27 protein-coding genes are annotated in these 18,584 nt (G+C 37.3%); 4 read left to right on the top strand and 23 right to left on the bottom strand.

All coding sequences use genetic code 11. The features are described 5' to 3' along the window. Positions 1–117: 117 nt before the first annotated feature. Positions 118–927, top strand: coding sequence for a DUF1338 domain-containing protein (locus ACM9HF_RS15925; protein WP_473611118.1), 810 nt, complete (start codon positions 118–120; stop codon positions 925–927). A 91-nt stretch (positions 928–1,018) separates the two neighbouring features. Then, entirely contained in the window at positions 1,019–2,464 is a 1,446-nt protein-coding gene (locus tag ACM9HF_RS15920) for a tetratricopeptide repeat-containing sulfotransferase family protein (protein WP_473611114.1), read from the top strand. A gap of 218 nt (positions 2,465–2,682) precedes the next feature. Here ACM9HF_RS15920 and ACM9HF_RS15915 read toward each other — a convergent pair whose 3' ends face one another. Then, entirely contained in the window at positions 2,683–5,673 is a 2,991-nt protein-coding gene (locus ACM9HF_RS15915; RefSeq protein WP_473611109.1) for a TonB-dependent receptor, read from the bottom strand. A gap of 378 nt (positions 5,674–6,051) precedes the next feature. Between ACM9HF_RS15915 and ACM9HF_RS15910 the strand changes: the two genes are divergently transcribed. Both ACM9HF_RS15910 and ACM9HF_RS15905 read left to right on the top strand, forming a co-directional pair. Beyond that, entirely contained in the window at positions 6,052–6,399 is a 348-nt protein-coding gene (locus ACM9HF_RS15910) for a DUF3802 family protein (protein WP_473611106.1), read from the top strand. 25 nt (positions 6,400–6,424) lie between these two features. After that, positions 6,425–6,829 (top strand): OsmC family protein, encoded by a 405-nt coding sequence (locus ACM9HF_RS15905; protein ID WP_473611103.1) that lies wholly within the window; start codon positions 6,425–6,427, stop codon positions 6,827–6,829. A gap of 21 nt (positions 6,830–6,850) precedes the next feature. Here the strand turns inward: ACM9HF_RS15905 and ACM9HF_RS15900 are convergent, their stop codons facing one another. The 22 genes from ACM9HF_RS15900 to rplP form a co-directional block, all read right to left on the bottom strand. Then, complete coding sequence (locus tag ACM9HF_RS15900; RefSeq protein WP_473611099.1) at positions 6,851–7,750, bottom strand: phosphoribulokinase; 900 nt, start codon at positions 7,748–7,750, stop codon at positions 6,851–6,853. 145 nt (positions 7,751–7,895) lie between these two features. Then, complete coding sequence (gene rplQ, locus ACM9HF_RS15895; RefSeq protein WP_473611096.1) at positions 7,896–8,297, bottom strand: 50S ribosomal protein L17; 402 nt, start codon at positions 8,295–8,297, stop codon at positions 7,896–7,898. Between the two features lie 42 nt (positions 8,298–8,339). Further along, the gene (locus ACM9HF_RS15890) at positions 8,340–9,329 is read right to left on the bottom strand and encodes a DNA-directed RNA polymerase subunit alpha (protein WP_473611091.1); all 990 of its coding nucleotides are present in this window, start codon (positions 9,327–9,329) and stop codon (positions 8,340–8,342) included. 24 nt (positions 9,330–9,353) lie between these two features. Next, on the bottom strand, positions 9,354–9,974 hold the full coding sequence (rpsD, locus tag ACM9HF_RS15885) for a 30S ribosomal protein S4 (protein WP_076420863.1): 621 nt from the start codon (positions 9,972–9,974) through the stop codon (positions 9,354–9,356). A gap of 33 nt (positions 9,975–10,007) precedes the next feature. After that, complete coding sequence (rpsK, locus tag ACM9HF_RS15880) at positions 10,008–10,397, bottom strand: 30S ribosomal protein S11 (protein ID WP_076420861.1); 390 nt, start codon at positions 10,395–10,397, stop codon at positions 10,008–10,010. Positions 10,398–10,410: 13 nt separating this feature from the next. Continuing rightward, positions 10,411–10,767: a 30S ribosomal protein S13 gene (gene rpsM, locus ACM9HF_RS15875; protein ID WP_077340487.1), complete on the bottom strand. Its 357-nt coding sequence runs from the start codon at positions 10,765–10,767 to the stop codon at positions 10,411–10,413. 129 nt (positions 10,768–10,896) lie between these two features. Beyond that, positions 10,897–11,010, bottom strand: coding sequence for a 50S ribosomal protein L36 (gene rpmJ, locus ACM9HF_RS15870; protein WP_009839384.1), 114 nt, complete (start codon positions 11,008–11,010; stop codon positions 10,897–10,899). Positions 11,011–11,043: 33 nt separating this feature from the next. After that, complete coding sequence (gene secY / locus ACM9HF_RS15865; protein WP_076420857.1) at positions 11,044–12,369, bottom strand: preprotein translocase subunit SecY; 1,326 nt, start codon at positions 12,367–12,369, stop codon at positions 11,044–11,046. Between the two features lie 8 nt (positions 12,370–12,377). Next, on the bottom strand, positions 12,378–12,812 hold the full coding sequence (gene rplO, locus ACM9HF_RS15860; RefSeq protein ID WP_473611077.1) for a 50S ribosomal protein L15: 435 nt from the start codon (positions 12,810–12,812) through the stop codon (positions 12,378–12,380). 2 nt (positions 12,813–12,814) lie between these two features. After that, entirely contained in the window at positions 12,815–12,994 is a 180-nt protein-coding gene (gene rpmD, locus ACM9HF_RS15855) for a 50S ribosomal protein L30 (protein ID WP_076420853.1), read from the bottom strand. Positions 12,995–13,000: 6 nt separating this feature from the next. Then, complete coding sequence (rpsE, locus tag ACM9HF_RS15850; protein WP_076420850.1) at positions 13,001–13,504, bottom strand: 30S ribosomal protein S5; 504 nt, start codon at positions 13,502–13,504, stop codon at positions 13,001–13,003. Positions 13,505–13,513: 9 nt separating this feature from the next. Then, positions 13,514–13,867 (bottom strand): 50S ribosomal protein L18, encoded by a 354-nt coding sequence (rplR, locus tag ACM9HF_RS15845; RefSeq protein ID WP_077340489.1) that lies wholly within the window; start codon positions 13,865–13,867, stop codon positions 13,514–13,516. A gap of 9 nt (positions 13,868–13,876) precedes the next feature. Continuing rightward, positions 13,877–14,410 (bottom strand): 50S ribosomal protein L6, encoded by a 534-nt coding sequence (rplF, locus tag ACM9HF_RS15840; protein ID WP_473611068.1) that lies wholly within the window; start codon positions 14,408–14,410, stop codon positions 13,877–13,879. An 11-nt stretch (positions 14,411–14,421) separates the two neighbouring features. Then, positions 14,422–14,811, bottom strand: a complete 390-nt coding sequence (rpsH, locus tag ACM9HF_RS15835) for a 30S ribosomal protein S8 (RefSeq protein WP_473611063.1) — start codon at positions 14,809–14,811, stop codon at positions 14,422–14,424. Between the two features lie 19 nt (positions 14,812–14,830). After that, positions 14,831–15,136 carry a 30S ribosomal protein S14 gene (gene rpsN / locus ACM9HF_RS15830; RefSeq protein ID WP_077340493.1) on the bottom strand — a complete coding sequence of 102 codons (306 nt, stop codon included), beginning with the start codon at positions 15,134–15,136 and terminating at the stop codon, positions 14,831–14,833. Between the two features lie 4 nt (positions 15,137–15,140). Then, positions 15,141–15,686, bottom strand: coding sequence for a 50S ribosomal protein L5 (gene rplE, locus ACM9HF_RS15825; protein ID WP_076420839.1), 546 nt, complete (start codon positions 15,684–15,686; stop codon positions 15,141–15,143). A 12-nt stretch (positions 15,687–15,698) separates the two neighbouring features. Then, positions 15,699–16,013, bottom strand: a complete 315-nt coding sequence (rplX, locus tag ACM9HF_RS15820) for a 50S ribosomal protein L24 (RefSeq protein ID WP_076420837.1) — start codon at positions 16,011–16,013, stop codon at positions 15,699–15,701. Between the two features lie 12 nt (positions 16,014–16,025). Beyond that, positions 16,026–16,394 (bottom strand): 50S ribosomal protein L14, encoded by a 369-nt coding sequence (gene rplN, locus ACM9HF_RS15815; protein WP_070375069.1) that lies wholly within the window; start codon positions 16,392–16,394, stop codon positions 16,026–16,028. Positions 16,395–16,637: 243 nt separating this feature from the next. After that, the gene (locus ACM9HF_RS15810; RefSeq protein WP_473611053.1) at positions 16,638–17,390 is read right to left on the bottom strand and encodes a glycosyltransferase family 25 protein; all 753 of its coding nucleotides are present in this window, start codon (positions 17,388–17,390) and stop codon (positions 16,638–16,640) included. Between the two features lie 334 nt (positions 17,391–17,724). Continuing rightward, complete coding sequence (gene rpsQ, locus ACM9HF_RS15805; protein WP_473611049.1) at positions 17,725–17,976, bottom strand: 30S ribosomal protein S17; 252 nt, start codon at positions 17,974–17,976, stop codon at positions 17,725–17,727. After that, positions 17,976–18,167 carry a 50S ribosomal protein L29 gene (rpmC, locus tag ACM9HF_RS15800; protein ID WP_077340497.1) on the bottom strand — a complete coding sequence of 64 codons (192 nt, stop codon included), beginning with the start codon at positions 18,165–18,167 and terminating at the stop codon, positions 17,976–17,978. The genes rpsQ and rpmC overlap by 1 nt, the downstream gene beginning before the upstream one ends. Beyond that, complete coding sequence (gene rplP / locus ACM9HF_RS15795; RefSeq protein ID WP_077340498.1) at positions 18,167–18,580, bottom strand: 50S ribosomal protein L16; 414 nt, start codon at positions 18,578–18,580, stop codon at positions 18,167–18,169. Before rplP ends, rpmC begins: the two co-directional genes overlap by 1 nt. Positions 18,581–18,584: the final 4 nt, after the last annotated feature.

Raw genomic sequence — 18,584 nt, 5'->3', positions numbered from 1 at the left:
ATTATTTACATAGCTAAATGCGTAACCCTTTATTATAAAAAAACGCATAAAAATGTGCTTATAACGCCACTAATTTAACCATTCATTTGTTATAACGTATTTTATAGGATAATAATCATGACACAAAACAACGTAGCAGCAGTAAAAACACTATTTACCCACATCTGGAATAACTACCTAGAAGTTACACCTTCAGCTTTAAAAATTCACGACCTGTTAGGCTCAGGTAATGATTTAATTAACGACCATGTCGCTTACAGAACCTTTAATACATCAAAAGTGAACATTGCAAAGCTCGCTTCTCATTTAACCGCTCTAGGTTATAAAGAATGTGGCGAATACCACTTTGATGCTAAAAAGCTTTACGCCAAACATTTCGAACATACAGACAGTACATTACCAAAGGTTTTTATTAGCGAACTGCTCGTAGAAAAATTTCCACAACCTATACAAGATATTATTAATAAAATGGTTGATGCTGTAGATTCAGATTCAATTAATCAAAGTAGCTTTTTATACTCAGGAACACACTGGCAAGTAAGTTATGCTGAGTACCAAACATTGTTAGCAGAAAGTGAATATGCCGCTTGGATGTCCGCATGGGGTTACCGAGCGAATCATTTCACAGTAAGTATAAATCACTTAGCAAAATTTAATGATATTGAAAGTGTGAACACCACTGTTAAACAGGGTGGATTCCCTTTAAATACATCTGGAGGCGAGATCAAAGGTGATAAAACAGTTATGCTAGAACAATCATCAACTATCGCTGACAAAGCCGAAGTAGTATTTACTGATCAAACAGTATTAATTCCAAGTTGTTTTTATGAATTTGCTAAAAGATACCCAATGTCTAATGGTAAACTATATACAGGTTTTGTTGCTGCATCTGCTGATAAGATATTTGAAAGTACTAATGCTGAATAATCAACTAGCCATTAAAGTACTAAAGATTGCTATATTCCTCAAATATTGAATATAGAAACCTAGCATGAACAGATTTATTAAAGGATAAACTTTGAATATTACTGAAATTGGAAATAGCGTTTTAAAAGATGTACAAACTAGAAACTACAAAAGTGCTGCAAAAAAAATTCAATACCTTTTAGATTCTAACGCTGATCTTAAAGAAAAATGGGGGGGGATAACTCGTCTAGCTGTAACAATAGGTGAATTCCAACAAGCTAAAACTGCTAGCCAAAAGTTTCTAGAACTTGCTCCAAATGAACCTCACCGGATTATTCAATGTGCTGCTATATTAGCAGAGATAAGGCAAGCAGATACTGCTATTAACATGGTTCTTCCTCTTTTAGAAAAAAATAGAACGCCCGACGTTTTGCATTTTTTAGGAACTGTTTACACACAAATTGGGCAAGTAGACTTAGCTAAAAAATACCTTATAGAACTTTTAGAAAAAAAACCTAATTCAGGTATATCTTGGTTAACCCTATCCGCAATTCATCACTTTGATGAACAAGAAGCATTATTTACGCAATTAAATGTAATTCAAAACACCCAAACTCAAGTGGCTCCCTATTGGTTTGCTTTAGGGAAAGCATGTTTAGATATAGGCGATGAAAAATTAGCTTTTTCACACTTTAAAAAAGCTAACCAACTAATGAGAAATACTAAGTATATCCCAAGCCAACACCGGAAATTTATTGATGAAATAATTGAAAACCAAAATAGACAATTTTTTGAAAATATAGTACCTATAGAGAAAAGTGATAAAGCCGATCCGATCTTTCTAATTGGTCTTCCTCGCAGTGGAACAACTTTACTTCAACAAATACTTAGCTCACATAGTAAATTGAATGACGGCGGTGAATTTAAATGTTTAAACTACCCCACTTCAGAAGTTGGACAATCTTATATTAACAATTCAAATAACTTAGATAGCGAAGAACAAAAACATTTATTTAATAAAATCAGAACTGATTACTTTTATTATTTAGAGCAACAACTTGATTCAACAACCCCCTGTATAGATAAGTCATTAGACCTAAACCACCATATTGGTGTTATTACAAAATCGTTTCCTAAAGCCCCTATCATCCGAATTGTCAGAGATTCAAAAGATACAGCCTGGTCATGCTACAGAGCTTTTTTCAACCAAGGAATATCTTGGAGCTATGATTTAGAAAGTATTGCAGAATACTTTTATCATGAAAATAGATTAGCCGAACATTGGTCAAATATACTAAGTAACAGGATCCTTGAAGTTTCATACGAAGAACTTGTTAACTATCCAACAGAAACATTAACAAAATGCTTAAACTACATAGATCTAACATTTGAAAAGGAAATGTTATCTTTTTATAAAATGAAAAGCTTAGTACAAACATCTAGTGTGAAACAAGTAAGAAATCCTATTAATACAGACTCTGTGAATAGCGCCCAAACTATCACTGAAGAACTTAGTGCTTTTACGACTCGGTACGAATTATTATCAAACCAGAAATAATTATTTATATTAACTTAAGTTTATCAACCCCCATTATTTATGCGAACGCTCGGTATTATTTAATTTATAGGAGTAATCACTTTCTAAACCCATTAAATAAAACATGCTAACAACTCCCTGCTAAGCTAACCATTTGAAATATAATATTTCAGATATAAAAAATGCCGTTCACAATAAAGAGAACGGCATGACTTAGTGGATTATATTATCAACAAAAATTAAAACGTTGCTGATACACTAAAACGAACATAACGTGGTGTTTGATATGATGATGCAAGTCCATATGTAGGATTATGTTCACCAAAGTCAGCTCCTGTTACAGGATCTGAGCCGTCTAAACGCTCATTAATCTCATTTAGTTGGGTAGCTTTATCATTATTAGTTACGTTAAAGATATCTGCACGGAACATTATATCGTTTCCTTCCCAGTCAAGATTATAGGTAGCTGATAAATCTAATGTCCATGTGTTAGGTGTACGCCCTTCTGAACCGCGTGAAACCAACTCCCCATCTTTAACAAATGATTCAGCACCGTAATAAGATGCAAACACATCTGTCGGGTGATAACCAAAAGAGTTTCTAGGGCGACCAGTGGTAAAGTTAAAGTTAGCACCAAGGTTTAAGTTTTCAATAACTTGGTATGAACCAGAAATTTTAACTTGGTGACGACGATCGTTAGGTAAATTACCGTTAGCGCCATCAGTTAAGCCAGGTTGATCGAAGTTTGTTGTTAAACCCGCATCGTCTTGATCATTATCAGAACGAACAGAACCTTCTGTATTACCCCAACTATGTGCCCAAGTATATGTAGCATTCATCATCCAGACATCATCCCAGGCACGGTGTAATGTAAAGTCAACAGCAGCATACTGTCGTTCAGCTACTGGGTATCGTAAAATATCAGCAGGTATTGTATATGTATCAAAAGGTACTGGACCATCACCGTCAGGATCAGTCGTAATCGTCACATCTTGACCTGGATTTGTTAATACATAATAATGGAAACCACTACATTGAGTACAAGTTTCGCCAGGGAATTCTGCTTCAATGTAATCAGTGAAACCTTTATCAATTGCAATATCTTCTAATGAACTTGCTAATTTACGATAAGTACCTTTAACACCAAAACTCCAAGAATCATTTATTACGTGTTCAAAACCTAATATATACTCTTCTTGATACATAGGTTCAATATCCGCGTTAACAGATTCTCCGGTTGATTTTTGAGTTCCATCACCAAATACTTGTAAAGTACCTTCGCTACCAGCCACTACATTTGGAGTATAGTCCTCATTAATACTTTCAACAGCAAAAGTTTGTCTTGTGTATGTTTCGTCACCAGCAAGACGTATATTAGTATTAGTAGCTACAGGTAGATAATATTGACCATAGTTAGCAAAAACTTTAGTTGTACCTTCTCCACCAATATCCCAACTAACACCTAATCTTGGAGCCCATTGGTCAGTTACATCAACAAATTTTTCACCTGACTTGTTATAGTTTTCAAATGATTCATTTCTCAAACCAATTCGAGCTACGATATTATCAGTTACTTGCCATGTATCTTCGATATAATAAGCAAAACTTTCAGTTTCGAAGTCACCTTCGTTAAGATATATCTCTTCACGAACTTTCCCACAATCGAGTATATTATTTGCTAAAGCAACAGAATCACAATCTTCGTAACGATATGCTACCCCACCTGCACGCTGAGTATTTTCTGTAGCTTCCATTTTTTCATAATCGATACCAAAGCGAAGCGTATGATCATCATGCACGTACCAATCAACATCAAATCGATAAGCTGTACGTTTATCTTCTTGAAGAGTAGGTGTTGTACGACCATATTGACCGAATTCTTTATTTGAAAAACGTTCATAAACTGCTGGCTTATCACCAAAAGGGTTAGAACCTACATTTAAATCACTATAATTAGCGTTATTCACTGAGTATTGAGCACTAATAGTTAAGTCATCAGTCAAAATACCTGTATATTTAAGACCGTAAGTTGATCCACCACGTTTTCTTACATACTCACCTAAATCAGAAAGTTCAGTTTTCGTATCATGGTTATACTCTACTGCTTCGACATCTAGATCTGATCCGTTATCCCAAGCTGTTAATTCTAAAATATGATCATCTGTAATATACCAATCTATTTTAGCAGCATATAGAGTTTCACTTGACTCTCCATACAACATTCTATTTGTAGAAACAGCATCTTGATCAACGCCATCCCTTTGAGTGTCTTTTTGATTCAATAAACCAAAAAAGAAAAGTTTATCTTCTATCAACGCACCACTTGCCCAAATATTATAATTATTCTCACCAATATCTGTGCGGCTATTCACATCATAATACTCTGTACCTGTATCAGCTATGTCTGTAGCATCTGTACGTTTTGTATCTGGAGCTTTAGCTCGAAGTGACGATGGTTGAAAGTATGCACTTACGCCCCATTTGAACTCATTACTACCACTTTTAGTTTTAGCGTTAACAACACCACCTGTAGAACGACCAAATTCAGCCGAATAGCCACCAGTTTTAACTTCAAAGGACTCATACATTTCAAATGGTAATTCAGAACCACCTAAGCCATTCCTGAAATTAGTAACATTGATATCATTTATATAGTAAGTATTTTCACCAACAGAAGAACCACCAAAAGAGGCATTATTACCGTCACCGAAATCATCATCCCCTTTCACTGTTCCAGGCGCTAATAAAGCAATCGATGTTACATCTCTAGCGACAGGTACTTTATTAATAAAATTTAAGTCAACTACCATGTTTGCTTCGCTTGAACTAACATCAATAGCAGAAACAGCTGAACCACTAACGGTAATTCGTTCAACATCACTAGTTTCAAATGTTAAATCAATATTTGTTTTACCAGATGGTTTCACATGCAAATCATCTTGCTTAACAACTAGAAAACCATTTTTTTTAGCTTCCATTGTATATACGCCACTGGGTAGCAATGGAAACTTGAAATTACCATCTGCATCAGATGTCGCTGTTCGAGTTAAACCAGTATCATTGTTTGTGATAGAAATTTCTACATTTGCTAATACTTGACCAGAACCTGTAACAGAATGACCCGCAACAAACCCATCACTTGCAATAGCAGGTAACGTAAGACCTAGCGATAGTGTAACGGCGACAGCAGTTACCGACCTTTTAAACGTTTTAGATAAATTATTTTTCATGTTTATAGTTCTCTTTGGACTAGAAATAAAATTATTATAATTAGATTTTTGCGATCTATAACTAAGTTACAAATCGTAACAACTCCGACATCTTTCCGTGAAGACAAGGCTAATTCAATTTTTTTGAGACGAAAGCGCAATTAAATACGATTAAAATAAATGATAATTTCAACATATTGTTTTAACTAGTTTTTCGCATTTTAACTCGATTAACAGCAAAAACACATGACTAACTTTACATTGACTAATCTTCTCATATCTTTTAGTTTGATTAATATTACAAGACATACTTTCTTACATTGCTCACCTCAGTTTTCTATTAGGTGAGCAACATGTATTTTTAATACGTACTTAACTATAGCTTAAATTTTTAATTATATGGTCACAGACAAAAACGGCTACATAGATTTAATTCAATACTTAACTGAACATTTAAGTTTATTTGAAAACATGCCACCGCTACATCATTCCACCTCACCTTCTATCATTGAAACAATTGAAGAAGAATTAGGCGATCAAATTATAAGTGTTTGCTTTCAAAACAACAACTTAACATTCAATGAACGTAATACGATTGTTCGTGAAGTCGATTCAATTTTATATGACCTTGAAGAAATACTATCTGCAGTAATAAATAATCCTATAACCACTGAACAATTATCATTTATTAAAGAATTTGCACTCTTAATAAAAAATCTATTTGATAGTGAAATTAACTCTAGATAATTTCCAATTCCAATAAAGGAACCTAATGAATACTGTAGTAAAATGGGCAAAGGATGAATTATTTGTTGGTTATACAGAATCAGGCCATTCCATTTTGATGGATGCTAATAATGGTAAATTAGCCCCAACGCCATTAGAGAATGTATTAATATCTCTTGGGGGATGCTCATCTGTCGATGTAGTAAGTATTTTAAAAAAGGCTAAACAGGATATACATGCTTGTGAAGTTGTAGTTGAAGGTACACGAGTAAACTCCGTTCCTAGATTATTCTCAGATATTCACTTAACATTTTTTATCGCGGGTACAAACATTAATGAGAAACATGTAGAACGAGCAGTTGCTTTATCTGCTGATAAGTATTGTTCTGTTGCATTAATGTTGAACAAATGCGTTAATATTACACATAGTTTTGAAATTAAATCAGCTTAACTTGAGTTGAAAAGCTTGAGCTTATAAATCACTCATCCAATCTAATTGCTTATTTGCTTTGTCTTTTTTACGCATAATCTCTTGAATAAGTGGTGTTAACAATAATTCCATAGCTAACCCCATCTTACCGCCCGGCACAACAAGTGTATTAACTCGAGACATGAATGCTCCATCAATCATATTAAGGTAATAAGGAAAATCGACCTTAGTCCCTTCTCTGAACCTAATAACAACAAAACTTTCATCCAGTGTAGGAATGGCTTTTGCGCTAAAAGGATTGGACGTATCTACTGTAGGTACACGCTGAAAGTTAATATGCGTGCGTGAAAACTGCGGTGTAATGAATGATATGTAATCTTCCATACTTTTTACAATACTTGCTGTAACAGCCTCTCTAGTATGACCCCTTTGGTTTGTATCTCTAACTATTTTCTGAATCCATTCTAGATTAACAATGGGTACCATGCCAATAAGTAAGTCTACATGCTGTGCTACATCATTCTTTTCTGTTACTACACCACCGTGAAGGCCTTCATAGAAGAGTAAATCTGTTCCTTCACCTAATTCTTCCCAAGGTGTAAAAGTGCCCGGCATTTGGTTATAAGGTACAGCCTCATCGAAAGTATGCAAATACCTTCTCATTTTACCTTTACCCGTTTCAGAGTAATCTTTAAACAAGTTTTCTAACGCATCAAAATCATTAGCTGTATCACCAAAGTAGCTGATATTACGTTTATCTTCTCTCGCTTTTCTTTTTTCTAAATCCATTTCTTGTCTGGAATAGCGATGGAAGCTATCCCCTTCAACTTTAGCCGATGAAATGCCTAAAGAACGAAAAATATGTTCAAAAGAATCTGTTGTTGTAGATGTACCAGCACCAGATGATCCAGTAACAGCTATTATAGGGTTTCTTGACGACATAAATGGTATCCAAAAAAAGGTCGGTATTTGTTATACGAATAAAACTTTGTGGGGTCAAGCTATCGGAGGAAAATTATTAAATTTTTAATAATAAAAAACGGAGCCTAAGCTCCGTTTTTAACGTAAAAACATCTCAAAAATAGAGTTATGCTTCTACAGCTTCTTCAACAATCTCAGCATCTTCAATTACTGGACGATCTACAAGCTCTACATAAGCCATTGGTGCTTTATCACCAGTACGGAATCCACACTTTAAAATACGTGTATATCCACCTGGACGTTCTTGGTAACGAGCACCAAGTTCGTTAAATAAAATACCTACAACTTCTTTATCACGTGTGCGAGCAAATGCCAAACGGCGGTTTGCTACACTGTCGGTTTTGGCCAATGTAATTAGTGGCTCAACAACGCGACGTAATTCTTTAGCTTTAGCAACAGTCGTTTTAATAACGCCGTGTTTTACTAAAGAACTTGCCATATTGCGGAACATCGCCTGGCGATGACTGCTATTACGGTTTAACTGGCGACCGCTTTTACGATGACGCATAAGTTAATCCTTATCTCAACTATTTAAAAAACAATGATCGAATTAGTCGTTATCAGCAATGCTTTCAGGTGGCCAGTTTTCTAGGCGCATACCTAGAGACAAACCACGAGATGCTAATACGTCTTTAATTTCAGTTAATGACTTCTTACCTAAATTAGGCGTTTTAAGAAGCTCAACTTCAGCACGTTGTACTAAATCACCAATATATTGAATCGCTTCTGCTTTTAAACAATTAGCAGAACGAACAGTTAGTTCTAAGTCATCTACAGGACGAAGTAAGATCGGATCGAAAAGAGGTTTCTCTTCTTTCTGCTCTACTTCAGTCACATCACGTAATTCTACAAACGCATCTAGCTGTTCAGCTAAAATTGTTGAAGCGCGACGGATAGCTTCTTCTGGATCTAATGTACCATTAGTTTCCATATCTAGAACTAATTTGTCCAAATCTGTACGTTGTTCAACACGTGCAGAATCAACATCATAAGCAATTCTTACAACGGGGCTAAAAGACGCGTCTACTAATAAACGGCCAATAGCACGATCGTCTTCCTCGGCATCGCGACGTGCTGAAGCAGGTACATAACCTCTACCCATTTCAACTTTAATTCGCATATTTACTGAACCATCACCTGTTAAATTACAGATTACATGTTCTGGATTTGCAATTTCTACATCACCATCATGTTGAATGTCAGCAGCCGTTACAGGGCCTTCACCGGACTTAGTTAAAGTAAGAACGGCTTCATTTTTGCCTTCTAAACTTATCGCTAGTCCTTTAAGGTTAAGCAGTATTTCAATGACGTCTTCTTGAACACCTTCTTTACTGCTGTACTCATGAAGTACGCCGTCGATTTCTACTTCTGTTACGGCACAACCCGGCATAGAAGATAAAAGGATGCGGCGTAACGCATTACCTAAAGTGTGACCAAAACCACGTTCTAATGGCTCTAAAGTTACCTTTGCTCTAGTTGAGCTAAGTGTTTCAATATCTACCAATCGTGGTCTAAGGAATTCGGTTACAGAACCCTGCATTATGTCCTCTCTTAAAGTGCAACTTTACTTAGAGTAAAGTTCAACAATCAACTGTTCATTAATTTCGGCAGATAAATCTGAGCGATCAGGGATGCGTTTGAAAACACCTTCTAATTTCTTGTTATCTACTTCAACCCAAACTGGCTTCTCACGTTGTTCAGCTAATTCCAAAGCAGCGATAATACGCGCTTGAGATTTAGACTTTTCACGTACAGAAACTACATCTTCGGCTTTTACAGTGAAAGATGGAATATTAACAACAACACCGTTAACTGTAATAGCTTTATGGCTTACAAGTTGACGAGCTTCAGCTCGAGTACTTGCATAACCCATACGGTATACAACGTTGTCTAAACGTTTTTCTAAAAGTTGTAATAAGTTTTCACCTGTATTACCTTTTAGACGTGCCGCTTCTTTATAGTAGTTGCGGAACTGTTTTTCAAGAACACCGTATATACGACGAACTTTTTGTTTTTCACGAAGCTGAATACCATAATCAGAAAGGCGACCTTTACGTGCGCCGTGCTGACCTGGAACCATTTCGAATTTACATTTAGTGTCAATTGCTCTTACACCGCTTTTAAGGAATAAATCTGTTCCTTCGCGACGACTAAGCTTTAACTTAGGACCTAAATATCTAGCCATTTTCTTTCTCCAACATTCCTAAAAAAAGTGCAATTAAACGCGACGTTTCTTAGGAGGACGACAACCATTATGAGGAATAGGTGTAACGTCAGTAATGTTGGTGATTTTAAAACCAGCAGCATTTAAGGCACGGATAGCAGATTCTCGACCTGGACCTGGACCTTTAACGAACACTTCAATATTCTTCAAACCAAACTCTTGTGCAGCTTTACCCGCACGATCTGCAGCAACTTGTGCAGCAAATGGAGTAGATTTACGTGAACCACGGAAACCTGAACCACCAGCAGTCGCCCAAGATAAAGCATTACCTTGTCGATCTGTAAGAGTCACGATTGTGTTGTTGAAAGATGCATGGATATGAGCCATGCCATCAGCAACTTGTTTTTTTACGCGTTTACGCGTACGTACAGGTGTTTTAGCCATTGTCTAGTTCCTCTTACTTCTTAATTGGCTTACGAGGACCTTTACGTGTGCGCGCATTAGTTTTAGTGCGTTGACCACGTAGAGGAAGACTGCGACGGTGGCGAATACCACGGTAGCAACCTAAATCCATAAGACGTTTAATATTCATTGAAACTTCACGGCGTAAATCACCTTCAACGGTGAATTTATCCACTTCAGCACGAAGCAAGTCAATTTGAGCTTCGTCCAATTCACTGATCTTAGTTGTTTCTGCAATACCTGCACCAGCACAAATTGACTTTGCGCGAGTTGCTCCGATACCGTAGATCGCAGTAATGGCGATTACTGCATGCTTACGATCAGGGATGTTAATGCCAGCGATACGGGCCACTAACACATCTCCTATTCTTAATTAAAATTACATCAGGTTGAAAAGCCCGTTAGGATACTCAACCCGTCTCTTTCTTGCAATCGAAGCGGCATTATACAGAGTTATCTGTATAATGCTACTGCTAAAGATTTAGCCTTGACGTTGTTTATGCTTAGGTTCACTACAAATAACGCGAACAACACCAGCACGCTTAACAACTTTACAATTACGACAAATCTTTTTTACGGATGCACGAACTTTCATCTTACTACTCCGTTATATAAACGTAAGCTAATCTTACTTGCCATAGCCTTTAAGATTAGCTTTCTTAAGTACATTATCATATTGATGAGACATCATATGTGTTTGCACTTGGGCCATAAAATCCATAATTACAACAACTACTATAAGTAGAGATGTTCCGCCAAAGTAAAAATTGACGTCCCAAGCGATAATTATAAACTGAGGTACTAAACAGATGAAGGTAATATACAACGCACCAGCTAAGGTTAAACGTGTCATTACTTTATCTATATATTTTGACGTTTGTTCACCAGGACGAATCCCAGGAATAAACGCACCTGATTTTTTCAAGTTATCAGCTGTTTCACGCGGATTAAAAACAAGAGCCGTGTAAAAGAAACAGAAGAATATAATCGCTGCTGCTAACAACATTACATACAATGGCTGTCCTGGAGACATCGCGATTGAAACTTCTTGTAAAAAGTCTGCAACCATTCCTTCACCCTGACCAAACCAACTTGCAAGTGTTCCTGGGAACAAGATTATACTTGAAGCAAATATTGGCGGAATTACACCTGCCATATTTACTTTCAACGGTAAATGCGTACTTTGTGCAGCAAAAACCTTACGGCCCTGCTGACGCTTTGCGTAGTTAACAACGATACGTCGTTGACCACGCTCTACAAATACAACGAAAAAAGTAGTAGCAAATACAATAACACCAATAAGTAATAATACTAATAAGTGCAATTCACCTTGACGCGCCATTTCTGCCGTTTGACCAACAGCTGATGGCATACCTGCAACAATACCAGCAAAAATTAGAACCGAAATACCGTTTCCGATACCGCGTTCAGTAATTTGCTCACCTAACCACATTAAGAACATGGTACCAGTAACCAAACTTACTACTGCCGCGAAATAGAAACCTATTCCTGCATTCATCACTAAACCTGGCATCATACCGGGTAAGCTTTTTGCTATTGCTATAGATTGTACAATTGCAAGTACTAAAGTACCGTAGCGAGTATATTGACTGATTTTACGACGTCCAGCTTCACCTTCTTTCTTTAATTCTGCCATTGCTGGGTGAATAACCGTTAGCAATTGCATAATGATTGAAGCTGAAATGTACGGCATAATACCTAAAGCCAATACAGAGGCACGCTCAAGAGCACCACCGGAGAACATGTTAAACATTTCTACAATGGTACCCTGTTGTTGTTCAAACAACTGAGCTAATACAGCGGCGTCAATACCAGGAATCGGCACAAATGATCCTAAACGGAAAACTATAAGTGCTCCGAATACAAACCATAATCTTTGTTTAAGCTCAGACAATCCGCCTTGCGCTTTGTTATCCATACCTGGTTTAGCCATAGCCTGTACTATTCCTCGATTTTTCCGCCAGCAGCTTCAATAGCTGCACGTGCGCCTTTAGTAACACTTAAACCACGAACCGTTAGAGGTTTTGTGATTTCACCAGAAAGCATGATTTTTGCTGTTTTGATGTTACGTGTAATTAAGTTTGCATCTTTTAAAGTAAAGATATCAACCACATCACCTGTGATTGTGTTTAGCTCATGTAAACGTACTTCAGCGTGAACTAAAGATTTACGTGATGTGAAACCAAACTTAGGTAAACGTTGTTTCAATGGCATTTGACCGCCTTCAAAACCAGGACGTACACTACCGCCAGAACGAGATTTCTGACCTTTGTGACCACGACCACCTGTTTTACCAATACCAGAACCTATACCACGACCACAGCGCTTTTTAGCTTTCTTTGCACCTGGTGCAGGAGATAAAGTATTTAAATGCATTATTAATCCTCCACCTTAATCATGTAAGACACTTGGTTAATCATACCGCGTACAGATGGAGTATCTTCTAACTCTACTGTATGACGAATACGACGTAATCCAAGACCTTTTAAAGTAGCTCTATGTTTAGGTAAACGACCTATAGAACTTTTTACTTGAGTTATTTTAACTGTTTTAGCCATGCTCAATTACCCCAAAATGTCTGAAACGCTTTTGCCACGTTTAGCTGCAACAGCTTCCGGCGAATGCATATTCGCAAGAGCAGATACAGTAGCGCGAACTACGTTAATTGGGTTAGTAGAACCGTATGCTTTTGACAATACGTTCTGTACGCCTGCAACTTCAAGTACTGCACGCATCGCGCCACCGGCGATGATACCTGTACCTTCTGAAGCTGGTTGCATGTAAACCTTAGAACCAGAATGACGACCCTTGATAGGATGTTGAAGAGTAGTACCCTTCAGATCAACTGTTACTAAGTTACGACGAGCCTTTTCCATTGCTTTTTGAATTGCAGCAGGCACTTCACGTGCTTTACCGTAACCAAAACCAACGCGACCGTTGCCATCACCAACTACTGTTAGTGCAGTGAAACTGAAAATACGACCACCTTTAACCACTTTTGAAACACGGTTAACTGCGATTAACTTTTCAGCTAAATCACTTTGTTGTGAGTTTTCTTGATTAGCCATCATCAACCCCTAGAACTGTAGACCAGCTTCACGAGCTGCATCTGCTAACGCTTTTACGCGACCATGGTAACGAAAACCTGAACGGTCAAAGGCAATAGTAGTAATACCTTTAGCTACTGCACGTTCTGCAATTGCTTTACCTACAGCTATAGCTGCTTCAACGTTACCTGTTTTTTCTAACTGAGCACTTAATTCTTTATCTAAAGTAGACGCTGCTACAATAACTTCAGAACCTGTTGGTGCAATCAATTGCGCGTAAATGTGGCGAGGAGTACGGTGAACGACTAAACGATTCGCACCCAGCTCGCTAATTTTTGCACGGGCGCGTTTAGCGCGGCGCAAACGAGATGTTTTCTTATCCATCGTATTACCCTACTTCTTCTTAGCTTCTTTACGACGAACATTTTCGTCTAAATAACGTATACCTTTACCTTTATAAGGCTCTGGCTTGCGGTATTCACGAATGTTCGCTGCAGTTTGACCAACTAAATGTTTATCAGCACCTTTCAGTGTGATTTCAGTTTGGCTAGGAGTTTCAACAGTTATTCCTTCTGGAATAGCGTGGTCAACCGGATGTGAAAAACCAAGAGATAAGTTTAAGTTCTTACCCGCAGCTTTTGCACGGTAACCAACACCGTTTAAAACTAGTTTCTTTTCAAAACCTTTACTTACACCTTCAACCATATTGTTGATTAAAGAACGTGCAGTACCGGCTTGAGCCCAAGCAGCTTTATCTTCACTTACTACACCCGTTGTAATAGTGTTATCTTCATAAGATACCGCTACTAAACTATGGATAGTACGTGAAAGTTCACCTACAGGACCTTTTACTTTAATGTCTTGACCAGATAACGTAATAGTAACGCCAGCAGGTACTTGGACAGGTGCTTTTGCAACACGAGACATAGTTCTGCTCCTTACTCTACGAAACCGAGGATTTCGCCACCAAGACCCGCAGTGCGAGCGGCGCGATCAGTCATAAGACCTTTAGAAGTTGATACAATCGCAATACCCATTCCCGCTAATACTTTAGGTAACTCGTTAGCACCTTTGTATACACGAAGACCAGGACGTGAAACACGTTTGATTGTTTCGATTACTTCTTTACCTTCAAAATATTTCAAAGTAACAGCAAGTTCAGGTTTTGCTTCGCCTGATACTGAATACTCTGAGATGTAACCTTCTTCTTTAAGTAAGTTAGCAATTGCTACTTTAACCTTAGAAGATGGCATTGTTACTGCAGTTTTAGCTGCAGATTGACCGTTGCGGATGCGTGTAAACATGTCCGCGATAGGATCAGTCATCATAACCATTTACTCCCGTGAATTACCAACTAGCTTTCTTAAGACCTGGAACTTCACCACGCATAGTTGCTTCACGCAACTTAATACGGCTTAAGCCGAATTTACGTAAGTATCCATGTGGACGACCAGTAATATTACAACGATTACGTTGACGACTACTGCTTGAATCACGAGGTAAACTTTGAAGTTTCAATACCGCATCCCAACGTTCTTCTTCAGAAGAATTAACACCTGAGATGATTTTTTTCAACGCTGCACGCTTTTCAGCATACTGAGTTGTAAGCTTAGTTCTTTTAGCTTCACGAGCTTTCATTGACGATTTAGCCATAACTCTACACCTTTTTCTTAAATGGGAAGTTGAAAGCAGTCAATAAAGCATGACCTTCTTCGTTATTCTTCGCACTCGTAGTGATAGTGACATCTAATCCACGAATTTTATCGATTTTATCGTATTCGATTTCCGGGAAGATAATTTGTTCACGTACACCCATGCTGTAGTTACCACGACCATCGAATGACTTAGGATTTAAGCCACGAAAATCGCGAATACGTGGAATAGAGATAGAAATTAAACGCTCTAAAAATTCCCACATACGCTCACCGCGTAGAGTTACTTTTGTGCCTATAGGATAGCCTTCACGAATTTTGAAGCCCGCAACTGATTTGCGTGCTACTGTCGTGACCGGCTTTTGACCTGAGATTGCAGTAAGATCATTCGTGGCGTGTTCTAATACCTTTTTATCAGATATAGCTTCACCAACACCCATGTTAAGGGTGATCTTTTCAATCCGAGGGACTTGCATGACACTTTTGTAAGCAAATTGCTTTTGCAATTCAGCTACAACTGTATCTTTGTAAAAATCATGCAGTTTCGCCATCGTTTACTCCAATTAAATTAATTCGTTATTAGATTTGAAAAAACGTACTTTCTTTCCGTTTTCATCTCTAAAACCAACACGATCCGCTTTCCCAGTAGCTGGGTTTAAAATCGCAACGTTGGAAACATTTAAAGGTGCTTCTTTTTCAACAATCCCACCAGGCTGCTGTAACTGAGGTACAGGCTTAGTGTGCTTTTTGATCAAGTTAATACCTTCAACAAATACTTTGCTTTCTTCTACAAGAACTTTGGTTACTTTACCAGTTTTGCCCTTGTCTTTTCCTGCAAGTACGATTACTTCATCATCACGACGAATTTTAGATGCCATTATCGTGACTCCTTAAAGTACTTCTGGTGCAAGTGAAACAATTTTCATGAACTTTTCATTACGAAGTTCACGTGTCACAGGACCGAAAATACGAGTACCAATTGGTTGTAAGTTAGCATTTAACATTACAGCCGCATTTTCATCAAAACGGATGGTAGAACCATCTGAACGACGAACACCTTTCTTAGTGCGCACCACTACTGCAGTAAGAACATCACCTTTTTTAACTTTACCGCGAGGATTTGATTCCTTCACTGCAATTTTAATGATATCACCAATGCGTGCGTAGCGACGGTGCGAACCACCAAGAACCTTTATACATTGTACACGTCGAGCGCCGCTGTTATCAGCTACGTTCAATTGTGATTGCATTTGGATCATTTAATATGTCTCCGCTAAATTATCTTATAAAAGATTAAATTCAAGGCCAGAAATTTGACCCGTCACTGCCTTCTAAATCCCACTCACAACGAGCGGGCGCGAGATTATAACACCAGAGGTTAAAAAGTGATACCTTAAATTAAGAAAAAATAAACAACACGGTATAGATAGGTATTACATCTTTAGATATAGGGGCTTGCATAAGAATTTTTAATTCAATATATGTTATTCAAGTCAGTTAACTCATTTATATTTTTGAATTAACTGTGTTCTCTCACGATTATTTCTATATATAAAATCAAGTTGTTGAAGTTTTCTTTTCCAAAACTTAGTTTTAATTTTAATATCATGAGGTTTCATTGCAGCAATATCACTTGCTAAACTAAGATCAGGAGCAAAAGGATATGGCAGAAGAGCAAATAATTCTATGTTCTTTTCCCACCAGTATTGTAAATCAATATCTATTGGGCGCCCAAATTGAGCAGAATTGAGTAATAATTTTTTTGCTCCTGAATATGAAACGGCTTGTGCGCATGTTCCTGCCATCGCTTTATTGAATAGTACTAAATGCATATTATTAATTGGTTGGCTAAATGCTATATTTCTTGTTCTTTTTTTATAAGTCGCTAATTTTATATAATCCCACTCGAAATCTATCCGATTTAAAGTAGAAATAGTTTTATTGATATTCCCCTCTATTGCAAAATCATCTTCTAGAATGATGGCATATTCGATTTTATCATCTACAATTTTTTGCCAAACTTTACGGTGACTTAAATAACACCCTATTTCCCCGCGTGTAAGTTCTTTATGGTATTCCTTGTTATTTTTCTTTTTACAATAATGTTTTTGTATTTCATCACTGACTAATTCTTTACCGTCAACTGCTGAGATACGTTCAAATTTAAACCCACAATCCTTCAACTGTGACTCACTTGATTTTAAACGATCAAGCGAACGGTCTAAATTGATAACAAATATAGCGGGAACTTTCATATAAAAGGCCTATTTTAAATTTAAGGCACATTTCTACAAAGATGGATAAAATATCACTAAATTAACAAAATCAGTTATACCCATTTCAGCAAAAAGTAGGTCTTTATTTAATAAACGAGACATTTCTTTTTAACTTGCCTGTAGAAGCCATAATCCAAAAGAAACATGATTTAAGGATCTTTCGTTGCTTGATTATATTGACCACAACGTTAATTTTTAGTGACAGAATAAAGTCATTTTAATGAATTTGAATTTATAGGCATAAAAAAACCCTATCAAATAAATGATAGGGTTTTTTATGTAACTTCTTAACGTTAATTATCTAAACGATAGATTACGCTTTAGTGATAACGTCAACCAATGTCCAGTTTTTAGACTTAGAGATTGGAGCACATTCACGAATAGTTACTACATCACCTGCTACACATTGGTTAGTTTCATCATGCGCTTTCAACTTAGTTGAACGAGTGATGAATTTACCGTACATAGGATGCTTAACACGACGCTCAATCAGGACAGTGATAGACTTATCCATTTTGTCACTGATAACACGACCTTGTAGTGTACGAACTTTAACTTCGCTCATTACTTACCTGCCTTTTCAGTTATGATAGTCTTAACACGCGCGATATTACGGCGTACTTGTCTAAGCAAGTGAGTTTGCGCTAATTGACCAGTGCTTGCTTGCATGCGGTAATTAAACTGCTCGCGAAGTAAGCCTAATAATTCAGCGTTTAGCTCTTCAATGCTTTTATTTTTAAGTTCACTAGCTTTCATTACATCACCGTTCTAGTTACGAAGGTTGTTTTGAATGGCAGTTTAGCAGCTGCTAATGCAAATGCTTCACGTGCTACAGATTCAGGAACACCTTCCATTTCATAAAGAACACGACCAGGAAGAATTTGACATACCCAATATTCCACTGAACCTTTACCTTTACCCATACGAACTTCTAATGGTTTTTTAGTAATTGGCTTATCAGGAAATACACGGATCCAAATTTTACCTTGACGTTTAACGTGACGAGTCATAGCTCGACGAGCTGCTTCAATTTGACGTGCAGTCATACGACCACGCTCAAGTGATTTCAACCCGAAAGTACCGAAGCTAACAGCGCTACCAGTGTGTGCAAGACCACGGTTACGCAGTTTAAATTGCTTACGGAATTTAGTACGTTTTGGTTGTAACATTACT

Source organism: Colwellia sp. RE-S-Sl-9, assembly GCF_048296855.1.
GTDB lineage: Bacteria > Pseudomonadota > Gammaproteobacteria > Enterobacterales > Alteromonadaceae > Pseudocolwellia.
This window is presented reverse-complemented; position numbering and strand designations above follow the sequence as displayed.

Bases quoted from the DNA above. Each gene is read 5' to 3' on its own strand.
- ACM9HF_RS15925 (WP_473611118.1), top strand. From the start codon at position 118: ATGACACAAAACAACGTAGCAGCAGTAAAAACACTATTTACCCACATC.
- ACM9HF_RS15915 (WP_473611109.1), bottom strand. From the start codon at position 5,673: ATGAAAAATAATTTATCTAAAACGTTTAAAAGGTCGGTAACTGCTGTC.
- ACM9HF_RS15910 (WP_473611106.1), top strand. From the start codon at position 6,052: ATGGTCACAGACAAAAACGGCTACATAGATTTAATTCAATACTTAACT.
- ACM9HF_RS15905 (WP_473611103.1), top strand. From the start codon at position 6,425: ATGAATACTGTAGTAAAATGGGCAAAGGATGAATTATTTGTTGGTTAT.
- ACM9HF_RS15900 (WP_473611099.1), bottom strand. From the start codon at position 7,750: ATGTCGTCAAGAAACCCTATAATAGCTGTTACTGGATCATCTGGTGCT.
- rplQ (WP_473611096.1), bottom strand. From the start codon at position 8,297: ATGCGTCATCGTAAAAGCGGTCGCCAGTTAAACCGTAATAGCAGTCAT.
- ACM9HF_RS15890 (WP_473611091.1), bottom strand. From the start codon at position 9,329: ATGCAGGGTTCTGTAACCGAATTCCTTAGACCACGATTGGTAGATATT.
- rpsD (WP_076420863.1), bottom strand. From the start codon at position 9,974: ATGGCTAGATATTTAGGTCCTAAGTTAAAGCTTAGTCGTCGCGAAGGA.
- rpsK (WP_076420861.1), bottom strand. From the start codon at position 10,397: ATGGCTAAAACACCTGTACGTACGCGTAAACGCGTAAAAAAACAAGTT.
- rpmJ (WP_009839384.1), bottom strand. From the start codon at position 11,010: ATGAAAGTTCGTGCATCCGTAAAAAAGATTTGTCGTAATTGTAAAGTT.
- secY (WP_076420857.1), bottom strand. From the start codon at position 12,369: ATGGCTAAACCAGGTATGGATAACAAAGCGCAAGGCGGATTGTCTGAG.
- rplO (WP_473611077.1), bottom strand. From the start codon at position 12,812: ATGCATTTAAATACTTTATCTCCTGCACCAGGTGCAAAGAAAGCTAAA.
- rpmD (WP_076420853.1), bottom strand. From the start codon at position 12,994: ATGGCTAAAACAGTTAAAATAACTCAAGTAAAAAGTTCTATAGGTCGT.
- rpsE (WP_076420850.1), bottom strand. From the start codon at position 13,504: ATGGCTAATCAAGAAAACTCACAACAAAGTGATTTAGCTGAAAAGTTA.
- rplR (WP_077340489.1), bottom strand. From the start codon at position 13,867: ATGGATAAGAAAACATCTCGTTTGCGCCGCGCTAAACGCGCCCGTGCA.
- rplF (WP_473611068.1), bottom strand. From the start codon at position 14,410: ATGTCTCGTGTTGCAAAAGCACCTGTCCAAGTACCTGCTGGCGTTACT.
- rpsH (WP_473611063.1), bottom strand. From the start codon at position 14,811: ATGATGACTGATCCTATCGCGGACATGTTTACACGCATCCGCAACGGT.
- rpsN (WP_077340493.1), bottom strand. From the start codon at position 15,136: ATGGCTAAATCGTCAATGAAAGCTCGTGAAGCTAAAAGAACTAAGCTT.
- rplE (WP_076420839.1), bottom strand. From the start codon at position 15,686: ATGGCGAAACTGCATGATTTTTACAAAGATACAGTTGTAGCTGAATTG.
- rplX (WP_076420837.1), bottom strand. From the start codon at position 16,013: ATGGCATCTAAAATTCGTCGTGATGATGAAGTAATCGTACTTGCAGGA.
- rplN (WP_070375069.1), bottom strand. From the start codon at position 16,394: ATGATCCAAATGCAATCACAATTGAACGTAGCTGATAACAGCGGCGCT.
- ACM9HF_RS15810 (WP_473611053.1), bottom strand. From the start codon at position 17,390: ATGAAAGTTCCCGCTATATTTGTTATCAATTTAGACCGTTCGCTTGAT.
- rpsQ (WP_473611049.1), bottom strand. From the start codon at position 17,976: ATGAGCGAAGTTAAAGTTCGTACACTACAAGGTCGTGTTATCAGTGAC.
- rpmC (WP_077340497.1), bottom strand. From the start codon at position 18,167: ATGAAAGCTAGTGAACTTAAAAATAAAAGCATTGAAGAGCTAAACGCT.
- rplP (WP_077340498.1), bottom strand. From the start codon at position 18,580: ATGTTACAACCAAAACGTACTAAATTCCGTAAGCAATTTAAACTGCGT.